The organism is Burkholderia sp. PAMC 26561 (assembly GCF_001557535.2).
Taxonomy (GTDB): Bacteria; Pseudomonadota; Gammaproteobacteria; order Burkholderiales; family Burkholderiaceae; genus Caballeronia.
The window spans coordinates 1,475,485-1,497,821 of record NZ_CP014307.1 but is presented as its reverse complement, the minus strand read 5'-3'; the positions used below and the strand labels follow the sequence as shown (position 1 = coordinate 1,497,821).

16 protein-coding genes are annotated in these 22,337 nt (G+C 61.7%); 2 read left to right on the top strand and 14 right to left on the bottom strand.

Translation table 11 applies throughout. The features are described from left to right. Positions 1-40: 40 nt before the first annotated feature. Complete coding sequence (locus AXG89_RS22440) at positions 41-1,093, top strand: TAXI family TRAP transporter solute-binding subunit (protein WP_231941629.1); 1,053 nt, start codon at positions 41-43, stop codon at positions 1,091-1,093. A 16-nt stretch (positions 1,094-1,109) separates the two neighbouring features. On the opposite strand, the gene AXG89_RS22435 is transcribed toward AXG89_RS22440, so the two are convergent. From AXG89_RS22435 to AXG89_RS22415, 5 genes are all read right to left on the bottom strand, one after another. Further along, positions 1,110-3,845 (bottom strand): MGH1-like glycoside hydrolase domain-containing protein, encoded by a 2,736-nt coding sequence (locus AXG89_RS22435; protein WP_062172461.1) that lies wholly within the window; start codon positions 3,843-3,845, stop codon positions 1,110-1,112. A gap of 72 nt (positions 3,846-3,917) precedes the next feature. Further along, on the bottom strand, positions 3,918-5,837 hold the full coding sequence (locus tag AXG89_RS22430; RefSeq protein ID WP_062172460.1) for an amylo-alpha-1,6-glucosidase: 1,920 nt from the start codon (positions 5,835-5,837) through the stop codon (positions 3,918-3,920). Continuing rightward, entirely contained in the window at positions 5,834-6,310 is a 477-nt protein-coding gene (locus AXG89_RS22425; RefSeq protein ID WP_062172459.1) for a nuclear transport factor 2 family protein, read from the bottom strand. The genes AXG89_RS22430 and AXG89_RS22425 overlap by 4 nt, the downstream gene beginning before the upstream one ends. 46 nt (positions 6,311-6,356) lie before the next feature. Further along, a complete protein-coding gene (locus AXG89_RS22420) occupies positions 6,357-7,637 on the bottom strand; it encodes a DUF445 domain-containing protein (RefSeq protein ID WP_062172458.1) in 1,281 nt (426 codons plus the stop codon). A gap of 67 nt (positions 7,638-7,704) precedes the next feature. Beyond that, positions 7,705-8,124: an ACT domain-containing protein gene (locus AXG89_RS22415; protein ID WP_236873437.1), complete on the bottom strand. Its 420-nt coding sequence runs from the start codon at positions 8,122-8,124 to the stop codon at positions 7,705-7,707. 89 nt (positions 8,125-8,213) lie between these two features. Between AXG89_RS22415 and cynS the strand changes: the two genes are divergently transcribed. Then, the gene (gene cynS, locus AXG89_RS22410) at positions 8,214-8,663 is read left to right on the top strand and encodes a cyanase (protein WP_062172457.1); all 450 of its coding nucleotides are present in this window, start codon (positions 8,214-8,216) and stop codon (positions 8,661-8,663) included. Here the strand turns inward: cynS and uvrA are convergent. The 9 genes from uvrA to AXG89_RS22365 form a co-directional block, all read right to left on the bottom strand. After that, positions 8,657-14,497 (bottom strand): excinuclease ABC subunit UvrA, encoded by a 5,841-nt coding sequence (gene uvrA, locus AXG89_RS22405; protein ID WP_062172456.1) that lies wholly within the window; start codon positions 14,495-14,497, stop codon positions 8,657-8,659. The two genes, cynS and uvrA, sit on opposite strands and share 7 nt — an antisense overlap. Before the next feature lie 172 nt (positions 14,498-14,669). Continuing rightward, positions 14,670-15,401 carry a GntR family transcriptional regulator gene (locus AXG89_RS22400; RefSeq protein WP_062172455.1) on the bottom strand — a complete coding sequence of 244 codons (732 nt, stop codon included), beginning with the start codon at positions 15,399-15,401 and terminating at the stop codon, positions 14,670-14,672. A gap of 32 nt (positions 15,402-15,433) precedes the next feature. Then, a complete protein-coding gene (gene hpxZ, locus AXG89_RS22395; RefSeq protein WP_062172454.1) occupies positions 15,434-15,826 on the bottom strand; it encodes an oxalurate catabolism protein HpxZ in 393 nt (130 codons plus the stop codon). A gap of 3 nt (positions 15,827-15,829) precedes the next feature. Continuing rightward, positions 15,830-16,828 carry a formamidase gene (locus AXG89_RS22390; protein ID WP_062172453.1) on the bottom strand — a complete coding sequence of 333 codons (999 nt, stop codon included), beginning with the start codon at positions 16,826-16,828 and terminating at the stop codon, positions 15,830-15,832. After that, a complete protein-coding gene (locus AXG89_RS22385; RefSeq protein ID WP_062172452.1) occupies positions 16,825-18,435 on the bottom strand; it encodes an ABC transporter ATP-binding protein in 1,611 nt (536 codons plus the stop codon). Before AXG89_RS22385 ends, AXG89_RS22390 begins: the two co-directional genes overlap by 4 nt. A 2-nt stretch (positions 18,436-18,437) precedes the next feature. Next, positions 18,438-19,130 carry a biuret amidohydrolase gene (gene biuH / locus AXG89_RS22380; RefSeq protein ID WP_062172451.1) on the bottom strand — a complete coding sequence of 231 codons (693 nt, stop codon included), beginning with the start codon at positions 19,128-19,130 and terminating at the stop codon, positions 18,438-18,440. 24 nt (positions 19,131-19,154) lie between these two features. Further along, positions 19,155-20,081, bottom strand: coding sequence for an ABC transporter permease (locus AXG89_RS22375; protein WP_062002744.1), 927 nt, complete (start codon positions 20,079-20,081; stop codon positions 19,155-19,157). After that, complete coding sequence (locus tag AXG89_RS22370; RefSeq protein ID WP_062172450.1) at positions 20,074-21,189, bottom strand: ABC transporter permease; 1,116 nt, start codon at positions 21,187-21,189, stop codon at positions 20,074-20,076. The genes AXG89_RS22375 and AXG89_RS22370 overlap by 8 nt, the downstream gene beginning before the upstream one ends. 27 nt (positions 21,190-21,216) lie before the next feature. Continuing rightward, a complete protein-coding gene (locus AXG89_RS22365; protein WP_062172449.1) occupies positions 21,217-22,314 on the bottom strand; it encodes a BMP family ABC transporter substrate-binding protein in 1,098 nt (365 codons plus the stop codon). Between the last annotated feature and the right edge of the window lie 23 nt (positions 22,315-22,337).

Sequence of the window (22,337 nt, the reverse complement as noted above, 5' to 3'; positions counted from 1 at the left end):
TTAAAACGATTCAAACAACATCATGCGCAAGACCGTACTCATGCTGTTCGCCCTGCTCGGGCTCGCCGGCCTGGTTGACCGCGCCCATGCGCAATCCGATTTCAAGATCGTCACCGGACCGGAACGCGGTACCTACATCCAGATCGGCCAGGACCTGGCGAAATGGGTCGCGGACCCCGCCAATATCAGCCTGGATGTGCTGGCATCGAAAGGCTCCGCCGAAAACGTGCAACGCATGCGTTACGAACCGGGCGTGAAACTCGCGCTCGTGCAGTCGGACGTGTATCAGGCCTACCTCGATATGGCGAAAGCCGGCAACGCCGAAGCGGGCAAGATCATTCAGCCGCTGCGCCTGATCATGCCGCTCTATAACGAGGAAATCTATTTCGTGGTGCGCTCGGATTCGCCGATCAACTACATCCACGAGATCAAGGACAAGAACATCAGCGTCGGGCTGATCGGCAGCGGCACCGCGCAATCGGCGACCACGCTCTACAAGCTGATGTTCAACCAGCCCATCCCCGAAGCGCAGACGCAGCACTACAGCAATGAGGACGCGCTCGCGAAGCTGATCGTCCGCAAGCTGGATGTGGCCATCATCGTTGCGGGGCAGCCTGCAAAACTTTTTCAGGACCTGAATCCGGAGCTGCTCAGCCAGATCAAGTTGCTGAAGCTCGATCCGTCGGTGCCTGAAACAGCGCGCGCCGAGCAGACGTATTTCCCGGCGACCATCCGCACGGCGAGTTATCCGAACTGGATCAAGGAAGACTCGCCCACGCTGACCGTGAAGGCGTTTCTCGTGACCTACGACTACAACCTGCGCGGCACGGTCGGCGTCATGACGCAGTTCGCGGATTCGTTATGTACGCACTTCGATGAACTGCAGGCCAACGGTCACCCGAAGTGGAAACAGGTGAAGCTCGAGTTGCCGCCGTTGAGCCGTGGCTGGAAATACTATCCGCCGATAGAAAAGCACTTGCGCGCGTGTATCAGGAAGACCGCGGCGGCCGGCTCCGCGGAACCGGCGACACAGCGCGCGCCGAAGCGCGCCTGCACCGATGCCGAAAAAGTACTGATGCTCTGCAACGAATGACTGAAGCGGTGGCGGATTATTTCGTCACCAGCTCCGCTTCCTCGGGCACCGCCGCGCCGCCGACCGGCACGTTACCCGCAACGTCGGCTACGCGCGGCTGCAGCAGCAACGCAACCAGACCGCTCCACCCGGTCTGGTGCGACGCGCCCACGCCACGCCCTGTATCGCCATGAAAGTACTCGTGGAACAGCACGAGATCGTCCGAACGCGGATCAGCCTGTAATTGCGGGTACGCGGCCATTACAGGACGGCGACCATTCTTGTCTTTCAGGAACAGGCGCGTCAGACGTTTGCCGAGTTCATCGGCGATAGCATTCAGCGATAACTTCTGCCCCGATCCCGTTGGATACTCGACGAGAAAATCTTCGCCGTAGTACCGATGAAACTCGTAAAGAGATTCGATCAGCAAATAGTTGACCGGCATCCAGATCGGGCCGCGCCAGTTCGAGTTGCCACCGAACACACGTGAATCCGATTCCGCCGGCAAGTACTTCACGCAAAAACGATCGCCGTTATGCTGCAGCACGAAGGGTTCGTCCCGATGCACCCGCGACAACGCGCGCACGCCATAGTCGGAGAGAAACTCGCTTTCGTCGAGCATGCGTTTGAGCAGCGCTTTCATGCGGTGACCGCGCAGCACGGAAAGCAGCAGGCTGTTGCCCTTGCCCGGCTCATTCCATCGCGATACGAGCTTCGCCAGATCTGGCCGATGTTCGAGGAACCACGTCAGCCGGTCGCGCAATCCCGGCAGATGACCATGCAGATGCTCTTCGAGCACATGGACCGCGAACAACGGAATCAGCCCGACAATCGAACGAATGCGCATGGGCACGCTGGTGCCGTCGGGCAGTTGCAGCACGTCATAGAAGAACTCGTCGCGCTCATCCCACAGACCGGTGTCGCAGGTATCGCTGCTGCTGACTGCTTCCGCGATGTACAGGAAATGCTCGAAGAACTTCACGCCGATATCCACGAACACATGATTCGCGACCGCCAGTTCCAGCGCAATGCGCATCAGGTCCAGCGCGTAAGCGGCCATCCACGCGGTGCCGTCCGACTGATCGATGCGCCCGCCCGTTGGCAACGGCGCTGACCGGTCGAAGATGCCTACGTTGTCAAGCCCGAGAAAGCCGCCCTGGAAGATGTTTCGGCCGTCGGCGTCCTTGCGGTTCACCCACCACGAGAAATTCAGCAGCAGCTTATGAAAGACCAACTCGAGAAAATCGCGATCCGGCTTGCCGGTAATGGCACGGTCGATCTCATAGACGCGCCACGTGGCCCACGCGTGGACCGGCGGATTGGCATCGCCAAACGCCCATTCATAGGCCGGCAATTGCCCGTTCGGATGCTGATAACGGTCTTTCACGAGCAGCAGCAATTGACGCTTTGCGAACGCCGGATCGATCAGCGCGAACGCCGCAGCGTGAAAAGCCAGATCCCACGATGCATACCAGGGGTATTCCCACTTGTCGGGCATCGAGACGATGTCGGCGTTGCACAAGTGCCGCCAGTCGGCATCGCGGCCACGCTTGCGGCTTGCGGGCGGCGGTGGCTGCAACGGGTCGCCGTCCATCCAGCGCGTGACATCGAACATGTAGAACTGCTTCGACCACAACATGCCCGCGAGCGCCTGACGTTGCACGAGACGTTGATCTGCGTCGTCCATTTCGTGCTGCAGGCCGGCGTAGAACGCATCGGTTTCCGCGATCCGGCGGGCGAACAGCGCGTCGGTATCGAGCGGCTGGCGATCCGTGTCGGCATCGGCTTCGGGACGCCAGCGCATTGTCACGACGCCACGGCCCAGCGCCGGCAATTCGATCCTCACATGCGCGGCGGCACGCGTGCCGGTATCGCGACGGATCGCACTCTCTTCGCCATGCACGATGTAATCGTTGAAGCCGTCCTTGAACGGCCCTGCTCCTTCCGAACCGAACAGACGCCTGACGTTGGTCTCGTTTTCGCAGAACACCCAGTTCACGGCTGCGCCATCGCGCGCTTCAGCGGTCACGACCATGGGCGCGTGTCCGTCGCAATGGGCAACTACACGTTTGCTCTTGGCGTCGCCCTTCAAGGTCAGCGACGGCTTCTGCGACTCTTTCCATGACCACGTATTGCGCGCCCAGATTTGCGGCAACAAGTCGATGGCCGCCGCACAGTCCGCGCGGTTCTCGACTGTCACGCGCATCACGATATCTTCCGGCGTGTGCTTCGCATATTCGACGTGGATATCGAAGTACTTGTTGTCTTCGAAAACGCCTGTATCGAGCACTTCGTATTCGGGTACGTCCGCACCGCGCCGGCCGTTTTCCGCGACGAGGTCATCGTAGGGAAACGCTGCGTGCGGGTACTTGTAAAGCATGCGCATATAGGAATGCGTGGGCGCGCCGTCGACGTAAAAATAAAGCTCCTTCACGTCCTCGCCATGATTGCCCTGCGCGTTCGTCAGGCCAAACAAGCGCTCCTTCAGGATGGCGTCCTGACCGTTCCACATTGCCAGCGAGACGCACCAGTTGAGCTTGTCGTCGCTGAATCCGGCAATGCCGTCCTCGCCCCATCGGTATGCGCGGCTGCGCGCATGATCGTGCGGAAAATAGTCCCACGCGGTGCCGTTCTCGCTGTAATCCTCGCGCACCGTGCCCCATTGACGCTCGCTGAGATACGGGCCCCAGCGTTGCCAGCGCGAACAGTCGGTGGAATGAAGACGCGATCCTTCGATGGTGTCGAGCGACTTGGTAGCGCGCAGTGGCGGCATGGTGCGTCCTTAGGCTAGGCGTGACGGTAAGACCGATAATCTAGCGCGTTTGCACGACATCGGCATTAATCGTCATGAATCTGTGGCGAGCAGGCGCTCGAGGCGCATGAGTTCACCGAGCGACCACGCCTGGAATGGCGTGCCGCCGGGCGTGTGCGGCGCATCGCCGTCCGCGACTTCGGAAACATGATCGAGACCCGCCCGATGCAGATGATCGTGCAGCGGTTGCAAAAAGCGTTCACGGGCCTGTGTTTTTGCTGCGGGATCGTCGCGATGCACCCGCAACCACGCTTGCACGAACGCGCCGAGCAGCCACGGCCAGACGGTGCCTTGATGATAGGCGCCATCGCGTTCGAGCGGCGGCCCGGTGTATCGGCCCTTGTAGGCCGGATCATTCGGCGACAGGGTCCGCATGCCCATTGGCGTGAGCAAGAGTTGCTCGCATTGATCGACGATTGCGCGGGCGGTTGCATCGTTGTCGATCAGCGAAAACGGCAAGCCGCCGACAGCAAAAAGCTGGTTCGGCCGGATCGAACGATCGATCTCGCCGGATTCGTGATCCGCGTCCACGACGTCGTAGAGCGCGCCGCTCGCAGGATCAGTGAAACGTTGTTGAAAGGCGTAGGTCGCCCGCGTTGCAGGTTCCGTCCAGCGCGGATTCCACACAGCGGCAATGCGCAACGCATTGATCCACAACGCCTGCACTTCAACCGGCTTGCCGATGCGCGGCGTCACCACCCAGTCGCCCACCTTCGCGTCCATCCACGTCAGTTGCACGCCGGCGACGCCCGCGCGCAGCAGCCCGTCTTTCGGATCGGCGGCGATCTGATAGCGCGTGCCGTTCGTATAGCCGTCGAGGATCGCATCGACGGCTTGCTGCAAGCGGTTCCGGGTGTGTTGCGCAGCATGTCCCGTCGCCAGATACTCGTGCACGGCGATCACGAACCACAGCGACGCATCGACGGAGTTGTACTCCGGCGCACCGCCGCTGTCGGGGAAACGGTTCGGCAGCATGCCTTCCGAGATCGTGCCGGACCATTCGAGCAGGATCGATTCAGCATCGGCGAGACGGTCCGATGCGATCATCAGGCCGCGCATCGCGATGAACGTGTCGCGGCCCCAGTCGGTGAACCATGGAAAGCCGGCGAGGATCGTGCGGCCCTCGTTGCGCGCGACGATGTAGCTATCGGCTGAACGTTGCAGCGCAGATGGGAAGGCAGCGCGGCGCGCTTGCTCCGTGCCTGCAAGTTGCGCGGCGGATCTTGCCGCTCCTTCGTTCGCACTCAACACGAGCACCGCTTCCCCGCGCGATAAATCGAAGGAAAAGACACCCGGCGTCGCGAGGTCCTCGTTGAAGTCCATGCCGCGTTCGCGCTCGGCCGTGTAGCAGAAATTGCGATACCAGTCGGGTGCATGCACATACGTTCCGTTCGATTCCGCAACCACCGCCGGCACATCGCCATACGCCTGCCAGCGGATCTGGTCACCCATCCCGGTAAAGTCGAAGTTGAACGCGGGGTTCTCGTGATGCAGCGCGTGATAATCGCGGCCCGACATCAGCGGCCGCACTTTCAGCGTCAACGTTGTGTTGTCCAGGCGCCATCGAAGCACCGTACACGCACTGTCCTTGGCGACAAAAACTTCTGCGGTGAGTACTTGCGTGTCGCTGATCTGATGACGCCAGGTCGGCCACGGTTCGGTATCGAATGAAAGCAGGCTCGCCGATATATCCGGCCACGCCGCTCCGTCGCCATAGCGTTGCATGGTGAGCGGAATGCGCGTGTTTCCCGATGCATCCTCGAGCCAGGCTTCCACGCCGTTCACGAGCACCATGCGTCCCGCAGGCGGATGGGTGGCCGTGAGCAACAGCGCGTGGTATCGGCGCGTGCGCTCGGTGCCGACGGTCCCGGAAGCGAACCCGCCGAAAGCATCGGCTTCGAGCCATTCGTCGTCGAGGCGCCCTTCGCGAGCGGGGGAATCGATGCGTGTCATGTCTTCGGTTGCTGCCGGTAAGTCCTGAGTCCTTTCGCTGCCTGCGCGCGGATCTTGTTCTGTACGAACGACGTCCAGCCGAGCAGCAGACCCTTGAGTCCAAGCGCCTGACGGCTCCAGGCCCAGAGATCGAAGTGATCGTAATGTTCGACGATCAGGCCGTCGCGAATCACGAAACGCGCGTTGATGCGGTTCACGACCATACGTCCCGTCTGCGAAAAACGATAGGTCGCGACCCAGTTTGCAGTCGCCGTTTGTCCGACCGACTTGATGTCGCCAAAGGTCAGCGAAAATTCCGACGCCCGCGCAAGCAACATGCGCCACATGTCGCCCGCTTCACGGCCGCGCAACACGCCGAACGCAGGATCACTGAACTCGACGTCGGGCGCATAACATTTCGCCATCGCCTCGGCGTCGGAACGCTGGAAGGCTTCGTAGAAACGCTGGATCAATGCGGCGTTCGGGTCCGTCATGTTCGGTCTCCTCCAGGAGGGTCGGTTGACCGCGGCAACGAGAAGCTTAAACCATGAACATCGATACGGCATGAATGATCAGGCCAACCAGCCCGCCCACCAGCGTGCCGTTCACGCGGATGAATTGCAGGTCGCGGCCCACGCTCAGTTCCACGTCGCGCACGAGCGTGGCGTCGTCCCAGTTGCGCACGGTCGCGGCAATATGTTTCGCGATGCCGTCGCGCAGTTCCGGCGCGAGCGAACGCAGCGCGTCACGCATATGCTCGTTGATCGATTCACGCAACGCAGGATCGTCGCCCAGGGCGGCCGCAAACGATGACGCCGCGCCCGTCACTTTCCGGTTCAGCGTGGAGTCCGGTTGAGATAGATCGCGGCGTAGCCAGTCCTTGAATTCGTCCCACAAGCCGTTCACATAGGTCCGCAGCTCGGGACGTTCGAGCCATTCGCGTTTGTGCTGATCGATCCGTTCGCGGAACGCCGGATCACTCTTCAGCCGTTCGATAAACCCCTCCACCGAGCGGTCGAACGCCTTGCGCCGTTCGTGTTCGGGATCGTCGCTGATGTCGTGCAGCCATTTGGTCGCGCCGCGCACCAGGCCGCCTGCGAACTTGTTACCGAGATCCTCGGCGCTCAGGCCGACAAAACCCAGCATGCCGATGAGCTTCGGATATTCCTCTCCCGCCACTTCGATGATCTTGCCTGCAAGGATCCCCTGCACTTCCTCGCGGTCGAGCCATTGCGCGAGTTCGCGCAGGCCCTCGTCCAGAAGCAGTTGATGGCGGCGGTCCGCCGTCATGGTGGACAGCAATCCGCCGACTGCGCCCGCCAGATCGAACTGTTCGGCACGACGGCGCAGCGCTTCGTGAAGCATGGTCTTGACACGTTCGTCGTCGATGAACTCCAGCATCTGGCCCGCCGCGGCGACCGCTTTCTTGCCGAGCAGCGCCGCGTTTGCCGGTTCGGCGAGCCAGATAGCAAGGCGACCGGCGGGATCGAAGGCGTTCACCCGGGCGACCAGGGCGTCGGTGCCGAGGAACTTGTCCCGGACGAATTCGGCAAGGTTGTCGGCCACGCGAGCCTTGTTTGCCGGGAGGATGGCAGTGTGCGGAATCGGCAAGCCGAGCGGATGGCGGAACAGCGCGACGACCGCGAACCAGTCGGCCAGCGCGCCGACCATGGCGGCTTCGGCGAATGCGGCGACCCAGGCCCAGGCGCCCACTTCATGCTGACTTTTTGCGAGCACGAACAGCGCGGCTGCCGCCAGCAGAAGGCCGGCGGCGAACCACTTCATTTTCTTCAGTGCGAGAGATTTGTCCTGCGTTGCCATTGCGGTTTTGCGATCTTGTTTAGTGGGACGAGGGCGCCAGCATACCAGCGGGAACGATTCGGCTTTCTCACAAGCCATCACGTTGAAGTTGCAGCAACGTGGCCATCGCTGTGCCGGCAGACTCGATCGGTACGAACACATGATCGTGATACGCCGCCGCGACCACGTTGCAACTGACGTTTGCCTTTCCAAGCGCGGTTGCGAAGGCGGCAGTCAGGCCGACCGCCTGCAGGTCCGAATGCACGGTCAGCGTGATCCAGGCAGCGCGAAACATCGGTTCGATACCGGCTTTCAGCGCCTCGGACTCTTCCAGGATGAGCGTCAGGCCCTCGCGTTCGCGAAAGGTCGCGATGGGCGCGAGGGCGGACATATCGGTATCGAACGGGACGCTCGCGTAGACATACACGCCCGGCTGCAACTCGGGTGACATCGATGCAAGCAAGGTGTTGAGATCGTTGACGGGTATCGACACGGTCGGTTTAGACATCAGTGGGAATCCTTTTCTATTTTTGTCCGCCAGCCAGCCGCGCAATTGGCCGATACACTCGCTTCAGGCAAACCCGAGGAGTGACACCCATGATTTCCGATCGCAGCGAAGTGACTCGCATGATTCTCGCCGCCAAGGTGAGCAAAGGGCTGAAATGGGCCGACGTGGCGGAGAAAGTCGGCTTGAGCAAGGAATGGGTAACGGCCGGCTGCCTGGGGCAGATGACATTCTCCAAAACGCAGGCCGAAGTCGTCGGCGAAGTCTTCGGTCTCTCCGATGAAGCCGTCGCCTGGTTGCAGATTGTGCCCTATAAAGGCTCGCTGCCGAGCGCCGTGCCGACCGACCCGCTGATCTACCGATGGTACGAAATCGTGAGCGTCTACGGGACCACGATCAAGGAACTGATCCACGAGGAATTCGGCGACGGGATCATGAGCGCCATCGACTTTTCGATGGACATCCAGCGCGAACCCGATCCCAAGGGGGACCGGGTCAACGTGGTTTTATCGGGCAAATTCCTGCCCTACAAGAGTTACTGAACTTCCTCGGTCGCAACCGCCGTACCGCGTTCCAGCACCGGCCGCAACGCCGCGCCGGTGTGGCTGCGCGGATTCTTCGAGAGCGTCTCCGGATCGGTCGACGCCACGATCGATCCGCCTTCCGTGCCGCCTTCCGGCCCGAGATCGATGACCCAGTCGGCTTCCGCGATCACGTCCAGATCGTGCTCGATCACGACCACGGAATGGCCGCCGTCCACCAGCCTGTGAAGCACGCGGATCAGCTTTGCCACGTCGGCCATATGCAGGCCGACCGTGGGTTCGTCGAGCACGTACAGCGTGTGCGGCGCTTTCTGCCCGCGCCGGCCGATATCGTCACGCACCTTCGACAACTCCGTCACGAGCTTGATCCGCTGCGCCTCGCCGCCCGACAAGGTTGGCGATGGCTGGCCCAACGTCAGATACCCCAGCCCGACATCTTTCATTAGTTGCAGCGGATGCGCGATGCTCTGCATGGCGGAGAAGAACTCGACGGCTTCATCGATTTCCATCGTCAGGACTTCGCCGATGTTTTTCCCGCGCCACGTCACCGCGAGCGTTTCCGGATTGAAGCGCTGGCCATGGCAGACATCGCACGGAACCTTGACGTCCGGAAGGAAGCTCATTGCGATGGTGCGCACGCCCTGACCTTCGCACGCGGGGCAGCGTCCGTCGCCGGTGTTAAACGAGAAGCGCGACGGCGAATAACCGCGTGCGCGCGATTCGAGCGTATCGGCGAACAGCTTGCGGATGGTGTCCCACATGCCGATATACGTGGCCGGACACGAACGCGGCGTCTTGCCGATCGGTGTCTGATCGACTTCGAGCACACGGTCGATCGTTTCGAAGCCGGTCACGTTCGTGCAGCCCTGCCAGCGATGCGTGACATCGAACTTCGGACGCGGCGCTTCCCGCGACAACACGCTGGAACGGTTACGTGCGGGCATGTCGGCTTGCGCGGTCTTGCGTGCGCGGCGCGTTGCCGGCGACGACAGCACCGAGCGGCCCACGGCGTCGAGCAGATTGGTCATCAGCACGTCGCGCGCAAGCGTCGACTTGCCGGAACCACTCACGCCGGTGATCGCAATCAGGCGTCCGAGCGGCATGCTCGCCGTGACGTTGCGCAGGTTGTGCAGCGTTGCCCCATGAACCGTGAGCCAGTTTTCCGGCGTTGCGGCGCGTTTGGCGGTGGGCGTCTTTACTTCGCGGCGCGGTTGCAGCGGATGCTGGATCGGGTTTGCCAGGAACTGACCGGTAAGCGAATCGGGTTGTGCTGCAAGGTCTGCAACACCGCCCTGCGCCACGACCGTACCGCCGCGTTTTCCCGCACCCGGACCAATGTCGATGATGTGATCCGCGCGGCGAATCGTGTCCTCGTCATGTTCCACGACGACCAGCGTGTTGCCTTTGTCGCCGAGCTTTTTGAGCGCGTCGAGCAGGATCTTGTTGTCTCGCGGATGCAGGCCGATAGTCGGTTCATCGAGCACGTAACACACACCTTGCAGGTTGCTGCCGAGTTGCGCCGCAAGCCGGATGCGCTGCGCTTCGCCGCCGGACAAAGTCGGCGCTGCGCGGTCGAGGCTCAGATAACCCAGGCCGACTTCTTCGAGAAACTGCAGACGTCCTTCTATTTCGCTCACCACGTCACGCGCGATATCCGCATCACGTCCCTTGAGCTTCAGCTTGTTGACCCAGTTGCGCGTGGCGGTGACCGTCCATCGGCCGATTTCGGTGATCGGCTGATTGCCGAACGTCACCGCACGCGCGACTTCGTTCAGGCGCGTGCCTTCGCAATCCGGACATGGCTGATCGCCGACGTCATCAGGCTCCTGTTCCGCCGATGGAATCGTTTGTTCGCGGCCGCGAACGTCTTCGGAGAGCAAGGTGTCATCATAGGCTTCGCGCTGCTCGCGCGTGAGCTTGACCCCCGTTCCCACGCACGTGTGGCACCAGCCATGCTTGCTGTTGTACGAGAACATGCGCGGATCGAGTTCGGGATAACTCGTGCCGCAAACCGGACACGCGCGCTTGGTCGAGAACACGTGGATCTCGCCGACGTGCTTCGTGCCGTTCTTGCCGCCGTTCAGCGCGCCATGCAGATCGTCGAGCGGCGCGAGCAGATGCATCACGCCCTTGCCGAGTTCCAGCGTGTCTTCGAGCATCTTCCTGAGCGATGCTTCGTCGTTCACGCTGACGATCAGATCGCCAACCGGCAACTCGATAGTGTGTTCCTTGAAGCGGTCGATCTTCGGCCACGGATCGACGGAGAGAAACTCACCGTCCACGCGCAGATGCGTATGGCCGCGCGTTTTTGCCCACTTCGCAAGGTCGGTGTAGATCCCCTTCCGGTTCACGACGAGCGGTGCAAGCAGGCCGATATGCTGGCCTTTGAAGTCACGCAGGATCTGCGCGACGATCGATTCAGGACTTTGCGCGGCGACTGGTGCGCCATCGTGGATGCAATGCTGGATGCCGAGCTTCACATACAAAAGCCGCAGGAAATGCCAGACTTCCGACGTGGTTGCGACCGTGCTTTTCCGGCCGCCGCGCGACAACCTTTGTTCGATGGCAACCGTCGGCGGAATGCCATACACGGCGTCGACTTCGGGACGCCCGGCCGGTTGCACGATGGAACGTGCATACGCGTTCAGCGATTCGAGGTAACGGCGCTGGCCTTCGTGGAACAGGATATCGAAGGCAAGCGTCGACTTGCCCGAACCCGAGACGCCCGTGATCACGTTGAACTTGCCGTGCGGGATATCCACGTCGAGCGACTTGAGATTGTGCTCGCGCGCATTGACAATACGCACCACGTCCTCGCCCTGCAGCGCACGGCGCGCAGCCGCCACTTCGGCCGCAAGCTGCAACGGCACGCCCGATGCACGCTTCTGCGCGGCGCCCGGCGCCATGGCTTCCTCGTAATCGAGCAAGGCCTTGCCCGTGTGCGATTGTTCACAAGCGGAGACATCGTCCGGTGTGCCTACGCAAACCACCAGGCCGCCTGCGTCACCACCTTCAGGACCCAGATCGATGATCCAGTCGGCCGCGCGGATCACGTCGAGGTTGTGCTCGATCACGATCAGCGAATGGCCGCGTTCCAGCAGACGCCGAAGCGCTTGCATGAGCTTGGCGATGTCATCGAAGTGAAGACCGGTCGTGGGTTCGTCGAACATGAACAGACGGCCCGGCTTGTTGCCGCTCGCTTGCGCCGTTTCCGCGAGGAAACCTGCCAGTTTGAGGCGTTGCGCTTCGCCACCGGAAAGCGTCGGGACAGGCTGTCCGAGCTTCACGTACTCAAGTCCAACGTCCACGATAGGCTGCAACACCCGCAGCACTTCCTTGTCCTTGGCGAAACATGCGACGGCTTCGCTGACGGTCAGGTCGAGCACATCGGCGACGCTCAGGGAACGGCCATCGCGCTCGATCTGCACATCGAGGATTTCCGCACGATACCGCCGGCCATCGCAATCCGGGCAACGCAAATACACATCGCTCAGGAACTGCATTTCCACGTGCTCGAAGCCCGAGCCGCCGCAGGTCGGGCAACGGCCGTCGCCGGAGTTGAAGCTGAACATGCCCGCGCTGTAACCGCGTTGCGCCGCCAGCGGCGCCTTTGCGAAGAGCTTGCGAATTTCATCGAAAGCGCCAACGTAGCTTGCCGGATTCGAACGCGCCGTGCGACCGATCGGCGACTGATCCACGAAGATCACTTCGCTTAATTCGTCCGCGCCTTTCAGCGCGCGAAATGCGCCCGGCGTTTCCGTTGCCTTGCCGAAATGACGCAACAAGGCCGGCGCGAGGACATCCTGGATCAGCGTCGATTTGCCCGAACCCGATACCCCCGTCACGCACACCAGACGCTGCAGCGGAATCTCGACCGTGACATCGCGCAGATTGTGTTGCGTCGCACCTTCGAGCACGAGCCGCGGCGTCTTTGCATCGACTGCGCGGCGCTGCCAGTTCGACGCATGCGCTACGTGCTTGCGGCCGCCAAGATAAGCGCCAGTGAGCGTGTCGCTATGTTCAATGTCGTTCGGCGATCCGTCATACACGATCGAGCCGCCGCGTTCGCCGGGGCCCGGACCCATATCGATAAGACGATCCGCCGCCAGCATCACCGACGGATCGTGCTCGACGACCACCAGCGTGTTGCCCGCATCGCGCAGCCGGTGCATTGCCTCGACAATCCGGTTCAGGTCGCGCGGATGCAAGCCGATGCTCGGTTCATCGAGCACGAACAGCGTGTTCACGAGCGACGTTCCGAGCGCGGTCGTCAGGTTGATCCGCTGCACTTCGCCGCCCGACAGCGTGCGGCTCTGGCGATCCAGCGTGAGGTAACCGAGGCCGACATCGCAGAGATACTTGAGGCGGGTGCGGACTTCGTTGTGCAGCAGCTTGAGCGCGTCGTCGAGCAACGTGCTTGGCAGCGTCAGCGAATCGAAGAACCGGCGAATCCGGTCGATCGGCATCAGCATCAGGTCGTGCAGCGTGAGGCCGGGCAGCGCTTCGAGTTGCGGACGTGTCCATTCCACGCCGGCCGGCAGGAAACGATCAGCCGGACTTAACACGGCGTCCGCCTGGTCCTTCGTACCAAGACGCCACAGCAGCGCTTCGGTTTTCAGCCGCGCGCCTTCGCACACCGGACACTTCGTATAGCTGCGATATTTCGAAAGCAGCACGCGGATGTGCATCTTGTACGCCTTCGATTCCAGGTAATCGAAGAAACGCTGCACGCCGTACCACTGGTTCTGCCACTTGCCCGTCCAGTCCGGCGAACCGTTGATCACCCAGTCGCGTTCCTTTTGCGTCAGGTCGCTCCAGGGCACCCCAAGCCGAATGCCGGCCTTCGCGCCGTAGCGCAACAGGTCGTCCTGATTTTCCTGCCATGCGGGCGTCTGCATCGTCTTGATCGCGCCGCCGCGCAGCGTCTTGCGTTCATCGGGGATCACGAGACCGAGATCCACGCCGATCACGCGGCCAAATCCACGGCACGCTTCGCACGCACCGTACGCCGAGTTGAACGAGAACAACGCGGGTTGCGGATCGGCGTAGCGAATATCGCTTTCCGGGCTGTGAAGGCCGGTGGAGAAGCGCCACGTGGGAACGTCCGTTGGCTTGTCGCCGTCTTCCGCGCCCGGCTCCGGCAACACATACACATTCACACGCCCCGTGCCGCGCAGCAATGCGCCTTCGATCGCCTCGAGCGCCCGTGACCGTTCCGTGTTCTGCAAACGGAACCTGTCGGCGACCACATCGAGCATCTGCCGGCCGTCCTGATGCCGCTTGGCCTGCACGCGCGTATAACCGCTCGCGGAAAGCCATTGCGCGACTTCTTCGTCGCTCGCGGACTCGGGCAGCTCGACCGGGAACGTGATCGCAATACGCGGATCGTTCGCCTTCGTGCGCTCCAGCAACTCGACGTAGATGGTCTCCGGCGTGTCATGCCGGACCTGATGCGAAGTCTTTTTATCGAAGAGCTCGGCGGCGCGCGCATAGAACAGCTTCAGGTGATCGTTCAGCTCGGTCATCGTGCCGACGGTCGAGCGCGAACTGCGCACCGGATTCGTCTGGTCGATGGCAATCGCCGGCGGCACGCCGTCCACGCGATCCACCTGCGGACGATCCATCCGGTCGAGGAATTGCCGCGCGTAGGCGCTGAACGTTTCGACATATCGACGCTGGCCTTCGGCGTAGAGCGTGTCGAAAACAAGGCTCGATTTACCCGAGCCGGAGGGACCGGTCACCACGGTCATCTGGCCCGTGTACAGGTCCAGGTCGATATTCTTGAGATTGTGCTGGCGAGCGCCGCGAATGCGGATTGCGTTGTTGGATGCCAATTTTTCCTAACCGGTTCAATGAGTTAGATCGTCCACCGAAGCGTCGGTACCGCGTACGGCTCGCGCTGGAGCCGCTGCTGTGCAAAGCACTTCGATGAGATAACTGCGGAAGTATCCGATACTGTACACCCGTACAGTGTTTTTGGCAGACCGAACCGGCGGCCAGGATGACCTACGACACGAATGGCAGCTTTACATCACGAGCTGCATCGAGCATTGAGACGGTGATCTTCCGGACTTCCAGCTTGCTCTGCGTGATATGGGCACGCAGCAAGATGGATGCCTCAGTCAGGCGTTTGCGTTCGATCAGATGCAGCATGGTCGAATGTTCGTCGTAAGTCGCGCTGGTCCTGTGCGGCTTCAGAAAATCGAGGCGGCGCACGATGCGGATGCGTTCTGTCACATCGTTATGCACGCGGACCATCTCGGCATTCCCCGTTGCGGACACCACTCGCCGATGAAAATCCTCGTCCATGCCGAACATTTTCACGGCGTCGGATTCACGGGCTTCGGGCTCGACGCACCAGATTGCCTTGAGCGCATCGATAGCAACGCGCGCCGCGTCGCCGCCCGCAGTCATTCGTTCGAGCGCGGCGAGTTCGAGCACGATGCGCAGATCGTAGAGCTGGTCCATCTGATTGAAGTCGATCGTCGCGACCTTCCAGCCGCGCCGGAAACCCACTTCCAGGTAACCCTCGCGTTGCAGGCGGAACAGGCCGTCGCGCATGGGCGTGCGCGATACACCGTAATACTGCGCGATACCGTTCTCAGAAAAGCGGTCGCCCGGAAACAGCCTGAAGTTGAAGATGTCGTGCTTCAGCCGCTGATAAACCTGTTCGGCAAGGGGATTGGCCGCGTTCGGCTCAACTATTTCAATACCCGCTTCAATCGTGTCTTCCTGCATTCGCGCTCCCGTTTGTTCTTATTATCGGCGTTTCAGGGTTCGGGAATCAGGCTGACGTGCGCGGCGACGATTTTCCAGTTGCCGTCATCGCCAATGCGAGCCCAGCTTTGCATCTGCCTTCCGATCAACGGCGTGGTATCGCTCGTGAATACAGTGCTGACGGTTGCGAAGTCCGTGCCAAAAGTCGTGACGATGGTCCGGTGCAACTTGCGCGAAGCCGGCACCGGCGCGCACGTCTCGCGCCATTGGCGGATGGCGTCGCCCCCATGCTGGATCTCGGCAATGCCATAACGCACGGTCTCGGTTGCATTCCAGAACAGTGCATTCATGGTCTCGATGTCGTTGGCGACCAGCGCGCGTTCATATTCGACGAACGCCGCGCACACTTGCGCAATGACCTCGGGCTGGTTGATCGGCAACGTCATGACTTACCCCTTGTAGGTGCGCTCGGGCGGCGCGAAACCGCAGGACGTTCCGTCTGTTACCTTCACGCCGTCTTCCCATGGCAACCGATATTCACCATGCACCATGTCATGCATGAACGTGTACGGGCAATCCTGCGCGCCGCCCTTCACGGCAACATATCCGCGATGCCCGAACTGATAGATGTTGTTCTCGACGCCCCAGTTCAAGCGCGCTTCGCGAACGAGGTCAGGCCGCATTTCACAAGTGATGATTTCGTCCGGCCGGTGACTGCCGTCCACCATCACCGTGCCATCGAAATCGCAGAACATACCTTCGCCCATGGAATCAAAACTGCCGTCGGTGCCGCAGAGACACACGCTTGCCGTTTGCGCGAGGTTCTGGAATGCGTTCGACTGGTTCGTGATACGCCATGCGTGGCGTATCGGCGCGGTATATCCCGCTGTGCGCAGAATGATTTCCGCGCCCTTGTACGCGGCTTCGCGCGCCATCTCGGGGAACATGCCGTCGTGGCAGATGATGAGCGAAAGCACCGCACCCTTCGGCCCGATGCACACCGGAACCCCTATGTTTCCAGGCTCCCACGGCTCGACCGGCACCCATGGATGCAGCTTGCGATAATAAAGTCTGACCTCGCCGGTATCGTCGATGATCAGTCCGCTGTTGTACGGATTGCCGCCCGGGTTGAGTTCCATGATCGAGAAGCAGCCCCAGATACTGTGCTCGATACACGCTGCCTTGAACGCCGCTACTTCGGGACCATCGAGCGTACACATGATGGCGTCATCCGTGCGCATGGAGAGACCATGTAGCGCGTACTCCGGAAACACGACGAGGTCCATCGCCGGATTGTTGCGTCGCGCCTTGCCGACCATTGCCACGATCTTCTGCGTCTGCGCAGCGAGTTCTTCGCGCGTCGCGACATCCGGATTCTGCAATTGCACCAGTCCGATCACGATGCCGTTTGGCGACTTGTTCAATCCGCCCAATCCACTCGAGCTCATTCAATGACCTCCTTCAAAGGTTCGGCTGCAGGCACGTTTTGCGCGACCGTATCGCCATGTCCCGCCATGTAATGACCGAGCGTCGCGCGATCTGCGTTTGCAGCGGATGTCTCGAACACGAGTTCGCCTTCCGCGATCACCGCGATACGGTCCGCCAGTTCCAGCAATTCGTCGAGGTCCTCGCTGACCAGCAGGACCGCCGCGCCGGCGTCGCGTGCGGCCATGATGCGTGCGTGAATGTCAGCCACCGATGCAAAGTCGAGACCAAACACCGGATTCGCGACGATCAGTACGTCGACGGGTTGACCCAGTTCGCGAGCCAGCACCGCGCGCTGCACGTTGCCGCCCGAGAGCGTGCCGATGGCGCGTTCAGGAAGCGGCGGCCGCACGTTGAATTCACCAATGAGCTGGGCTGCACGATCGCGCATCGCGCGGCGGTCGAGACGCCATCCGCCACGGCGCAGCGGCGCGCGATCAAAGTCCCGAAGCGCAAGGTTTTGCGCGACGCTCATGCTCGCCACGCACGCATTCTTGAGCGGCTCCTCGGGAATCGCGAACACGCGCCGTTGCGTCATCTCTTCACGTGTCGCCCGATACGCGCGGCCGTCGATTTCCATCTCACCGGCCTTCACGCGGCGTTGCCCGACAAGCGCTTCGACCAGTTCCTTCTGACCATTCCCCGATACTCCCGCAATGCCGAGTATCTCTCCCGCACGAACCTGCAGCGACGCATGTTTGACCGCGGCGTGGCCGCGATCATCGTCGACGGAAAGCGTCCTGATTGCCAGGCGAATCTGCGCTGCAGCGTCCACCGGTTTGCGTGCGACCCGTTCGGCGGTGACCGCCTCCATCACGGCGTGGTCGCGGGTTTCATCGGCGCCCATCATCAGCGCGGCCAGCGCGTCGCGGTTCGTGCCCGACACCGCGCCCGATCCAACCTGACGCCCTTTGCGCAGCACGGTCACGTCGTCGGCGTAGGCCATCACTTCGCGGAACTTGTGCGTGATCATCAATACAGTCAGCTCGCCGCGCGTGGTCAGGTCGCGCATCAGCCCAAGCACTTCGTCGGCTTCCTGCGGCGTGAGGACGGAGGTGGGTTCATCGAGGATCAGGAAACGCTGCTTCAAATACAACTGCTTGAGGATCTCCAGCTTCTGCTTTTCCCCGGCCGCGAGGCCCGACACCGGTGCATCGAGGGGCAGGCGGAACGGCATGCTCTTCATGAACGTTTCGAGTGCCGCGCGTTCTGCTTTCCAGTCGATTTTCCAGGGCAGGCGGCCGCGCGCCAGCAACAGGTTCTCTTCCACCGACAAACCCGCAGCCAGCGTGAAATGCTGATACACCATGCCGATACCCAGTGCCTGTGCATCACGCGGCGACGTAATATGAACCTCGCGATTGCCTACCGAGATCTGCCCTTCATCGAGCACGCCGTAACCCACCAGTCCCTTCACGAGCGTGCTCTTGCCCGCACCGTTTTCGCCGAGCAACGCGTGGACAGTGCCCGCGCGAACCTTGATCGATACATTGTCGAGCGCGCGAAATGCGCCGAAGGATTTGCCGGCGTTGTGGATCTCCACGTCGAGCGCATACGATGCAGTGGACATGGTCAGCCGCCGAGCGTGGTCAGGAGCGCTTGTGAATCGGAAACCGTACCGAACACGCCACCTTGCATCGTGATCATGTGCAGCGCCGCGTCGTGGTTGCCGGGATCGGTCGCGCCACAACAATCGGCGAGCACGGTGCATTCGAAACCGCGGTCGTTCGCTTCGCGCATGGTGGTGTGCACGCAGACGTCGGTGGTGATGCCGGTCAGCACCAGATTCACGATACCGCGCGTGCGCAGAATCAGTTCGAGATCGGTGGCGCAGAACGAGCCCTTGCCGGGTTTGTCGATGACAATTTCGCCCGGCAGCGGCGCGAGTTCATCGATGATTTCCCATCCCGGTTCGCCGCGCACGAGAATGCGGCCGCAAGGGCCATCGTCGCCGATACCCACGCCCTCCGTTCCCGCGCGACGGCTACGCCAGCGCTTGTTTGCAGGCAGATCAGACAGATCCGGCCGGTGCCCTTCGCGCGTGTGAATGATCGTGAAGCCCTGCTCGCGCATCATGTTCATCACGTGTTTTATCGGTTCGATAGGCGCGCGCGTGAGCGACAGGTCGTAGCCCATCTTGTCGACATAACCGCCATGTCCACAGAAATCAATCTGCATGTCGATGACAACGAGCGCGGTATTGTCGGGGCGCAGGTTGCCGTCGAAGGGCCACGGATAAGGTCTGGCTTCAATGAATCGGTTCATGGTCGGAGCGCCTTCAAAAAGGGGTCAGCGTGTGAGACTCAGTTCGCCCGGCGCGCCGGCGAGCGTGCGGTCGGGACGGCAATTGATGATCATGATCGCGAGCGTGAGCACGTACGGCGCAGCGTTGTAGAGGTAATAACCGCTCGTCACGCCGATAGCCTGCAATGCCGGGCCGAGAGCGCCGGCGGCGCCGAAGAGCAACGCAGCCCACAGGCATCGCAGCGGTTGCCAGCGCGCGAAGATGACGAGCGCGACCGCCATCAACCCTTGTCCGCTCGATAAACCTTCATTCCAGCTACCCGGATAAACGAGCGACAAGTACGCACCGCCCACGCCCGCAAAAAAGCCACCTACGGACGTCGCGATGATCCGAATTCGCGTCAGCGGATAACCCATTGCACGTGCAGTCTCCGCGTGATCGCCGACGAGACGCAGGGTCATGCCCCAGCGCGTGCTGCGCAATCCCCACTGCAATGCGAACGCCAGCACCACACCGATCACGAAAAGCGGATTCACGTGCAGCGCGTTATGCAATTGCGGCGAGCTGGACCATGCGCCGAAATCGAACGACTGAAGCCCGGGCGCCTGCGGTTCGATAAACGGCTTGCCCAGATAAAACGCGAGTCCCGTGCCGAGCAGCATCAACGCGATACCGAACGCGATATCGGAGACGCGGGGAAGTGAACACACAAGTCCGTGCAGGCACCCGAGCAACAAGCCGACACACCCCGCCGCGAGCACGCCGGCCCACGGCGAACCTGTCAGGTAGGACGCGGCGTAACCGCTCATCGCGCCTGAAACCAGGATGCCCTCGAGCCCGAGGTTTACACGGCCGCCCTTCTCGGTCAGGCATTCGCCAAGGCTCACGAAAAGATACGGCGTACTCACACGGATCGCGCCGGCAACCAGCGACAGCAGCAGGATCACGATGGGCGAATGTGCATCAGGCATGGGTTTGCTCCATCTGCAGGTTGACATCGGCAATGGCCGCGGCCTGCAACTGCACACGCCACGCTGCGATCCGGCCGCCCAGCGCTTCCCATGCGAGCAGGTTGGCGAACAGGAGACCTTGAAGAACCAGCGTGGTGGCATCAGGCAGATCGAGACGGCGCTGCAGCAGGCTGCCGCTCGCCTCGATGCCGCCGATCATCACCGCGCATACGATGATCGCGAGCGGATTCTGGCGCGCAGCAAATGCGACGAGGATGCCCGCATAACCGTAGCCCGCGAGCAGCGATGCATTCGCGCTGCCCTGCACCGCTGCGACTTCGAACATGCCGGCGAGGCCGGCCGCCGCGCCGCCGAGCGCGCACGCAACGAACGCAAGCACGTTCACCGGCAAGCCGACCAGACGCGCCGCGCGATTGCTGCCGCCGACGATGCGCATCGCGAAACCCTTGGTGCTGTACTTGACGAACACCCACGCCGCGATGCATGCAAGTACGCCCCACATCAGGCCCCAGTGCACTTCCAGGCCCGGCAGCGAACCTATCGACATCGACTGGGGGACGGGGAGCGTGGAGGGTTTGTTGAGGCTCGCAGGATCGCGCAACGGTCCTTCCACAAAGAACTTGAAGAGCGCAATCGCGATATACGCCATCAGCAGACTGCTGATGGTTTCGTTCACGCCGCGCCATTGCCGCAACGCGCCCACTGCGCCAATCCACACAGCGCCCGCAAGCATGCCGGCAAGCGCCATCAACGGCGTCGCGATGAGCCACGGCGTATTCGCGGGCAGCATCTGCGGAACGATGGCCGCGCACATTCCGCCAAGCGCCAACGCGCCCTCCCCGCCGATCACGATCAGCCCCACTTGCGCGGGCAAGGCCACGCAAAGCGCCGTGAGCATCAGCGGCGACGCACGCAGCAAGGTGCTCTGCCACGCGAACGACGACCCAAACGCGCCCTGTACGATGAGGCCGACCGCATCGAGGACCGGCTGCCCCTGCACGAGCAGGAACAACGAAAACAACACCAGGGTTCCGGCAAGCGCGAGCACCGTCGGAATGGCCGGCAACACAGCCAGTAAAACGCGGGCGGTCGAAGCATTGGGACGCATCACGGATCCTTCAGTTTGACAACGCCATCAGATCTGACCCGTAACACCCGACACTAGGTAATTCATGCTTTCCAGGGTGTAGTCCGTTTGCGGATGACTCGTGCCGGCGGCTATAGCGACCCCACCCTTGTTGTCCTTGATCGGCCCCTTGAAGATCACGAACGAGCCGGCCATCATGCTGGCCTTGACCGTGTCGGCGGCCTTCTTCGCATCGGGCGTGACTTTTGCGCCGTAGGGCGACATCTTGACGAAGCCCTCCTTCAAACCGCCGCGCAATACGTTGGGCTGGGGTTTGCCTGCTTGCGCATCGGCCACGAGTTCCTTGTATGGCGTCGCCCAGTCCCATTCGGCGCCCGTGAGATAACCCTTTGGTGCGAGCGCCGCCTGGCTCGCGTGATAACCGCAGCTCATCGCGCCACGTTTCTCGGCGGTTTCGACAACGACCTTCGGGCCATCGACGTGACACGTGATCACATCGCAACCCTGATCGACAAGGCTGTTCGTCGCTTCCGCTTCCTTCACGGGCATCGACCAGTCGCCGGTGAAAATCACTTGCGTCGTGATCGACGGATCGACGGACTGCGCGCCGAGCATGAAGGCGTTGATGTTGCGCAGCACCTGCGGAATAGGCTTGGCCGCGACAAAACCCAGTTTTTTGCTTTTGCTCATGTGCCCTGCGACCACGCCGTTCAGGTACTGGCATTCATCGATATAGCCAAAGTAGCTCGCAATGTTCGGCGGATTGCCCTGCTTCCACAAACCGCCGCAATGCGCGAAGCGCACGTTCGGATACTTGGCCGCCATCTTGAGCACGTGCGGATCGAAGTAACCAAAGGAGGTCGCGAAGATGAGCGTGGCGCCGTCCTGTTCGATCATCGCCTCCATGGACTTCTGGACCGCGATGGTTTCGGGCACGTTCTCTTCTTCCACGACCTTGACGTTCGGCAGTTTCTTGATGATCGCCGCGGCCGAGGCCTGCGCCTGGTTGTAGCCGTAGTCGCCGCGCGCACCGACATAGATCACGCCGACAGTGGTTTTTCCAGCCGCGAACACCGACTGGAACGGCGCCATGGTCGCAAGCGCCAGGAGGCTCGCGTCTTTGATGAATGTGCGGCGGCTGGTCATTTTGTTGGGTTCCTGTTCGATTG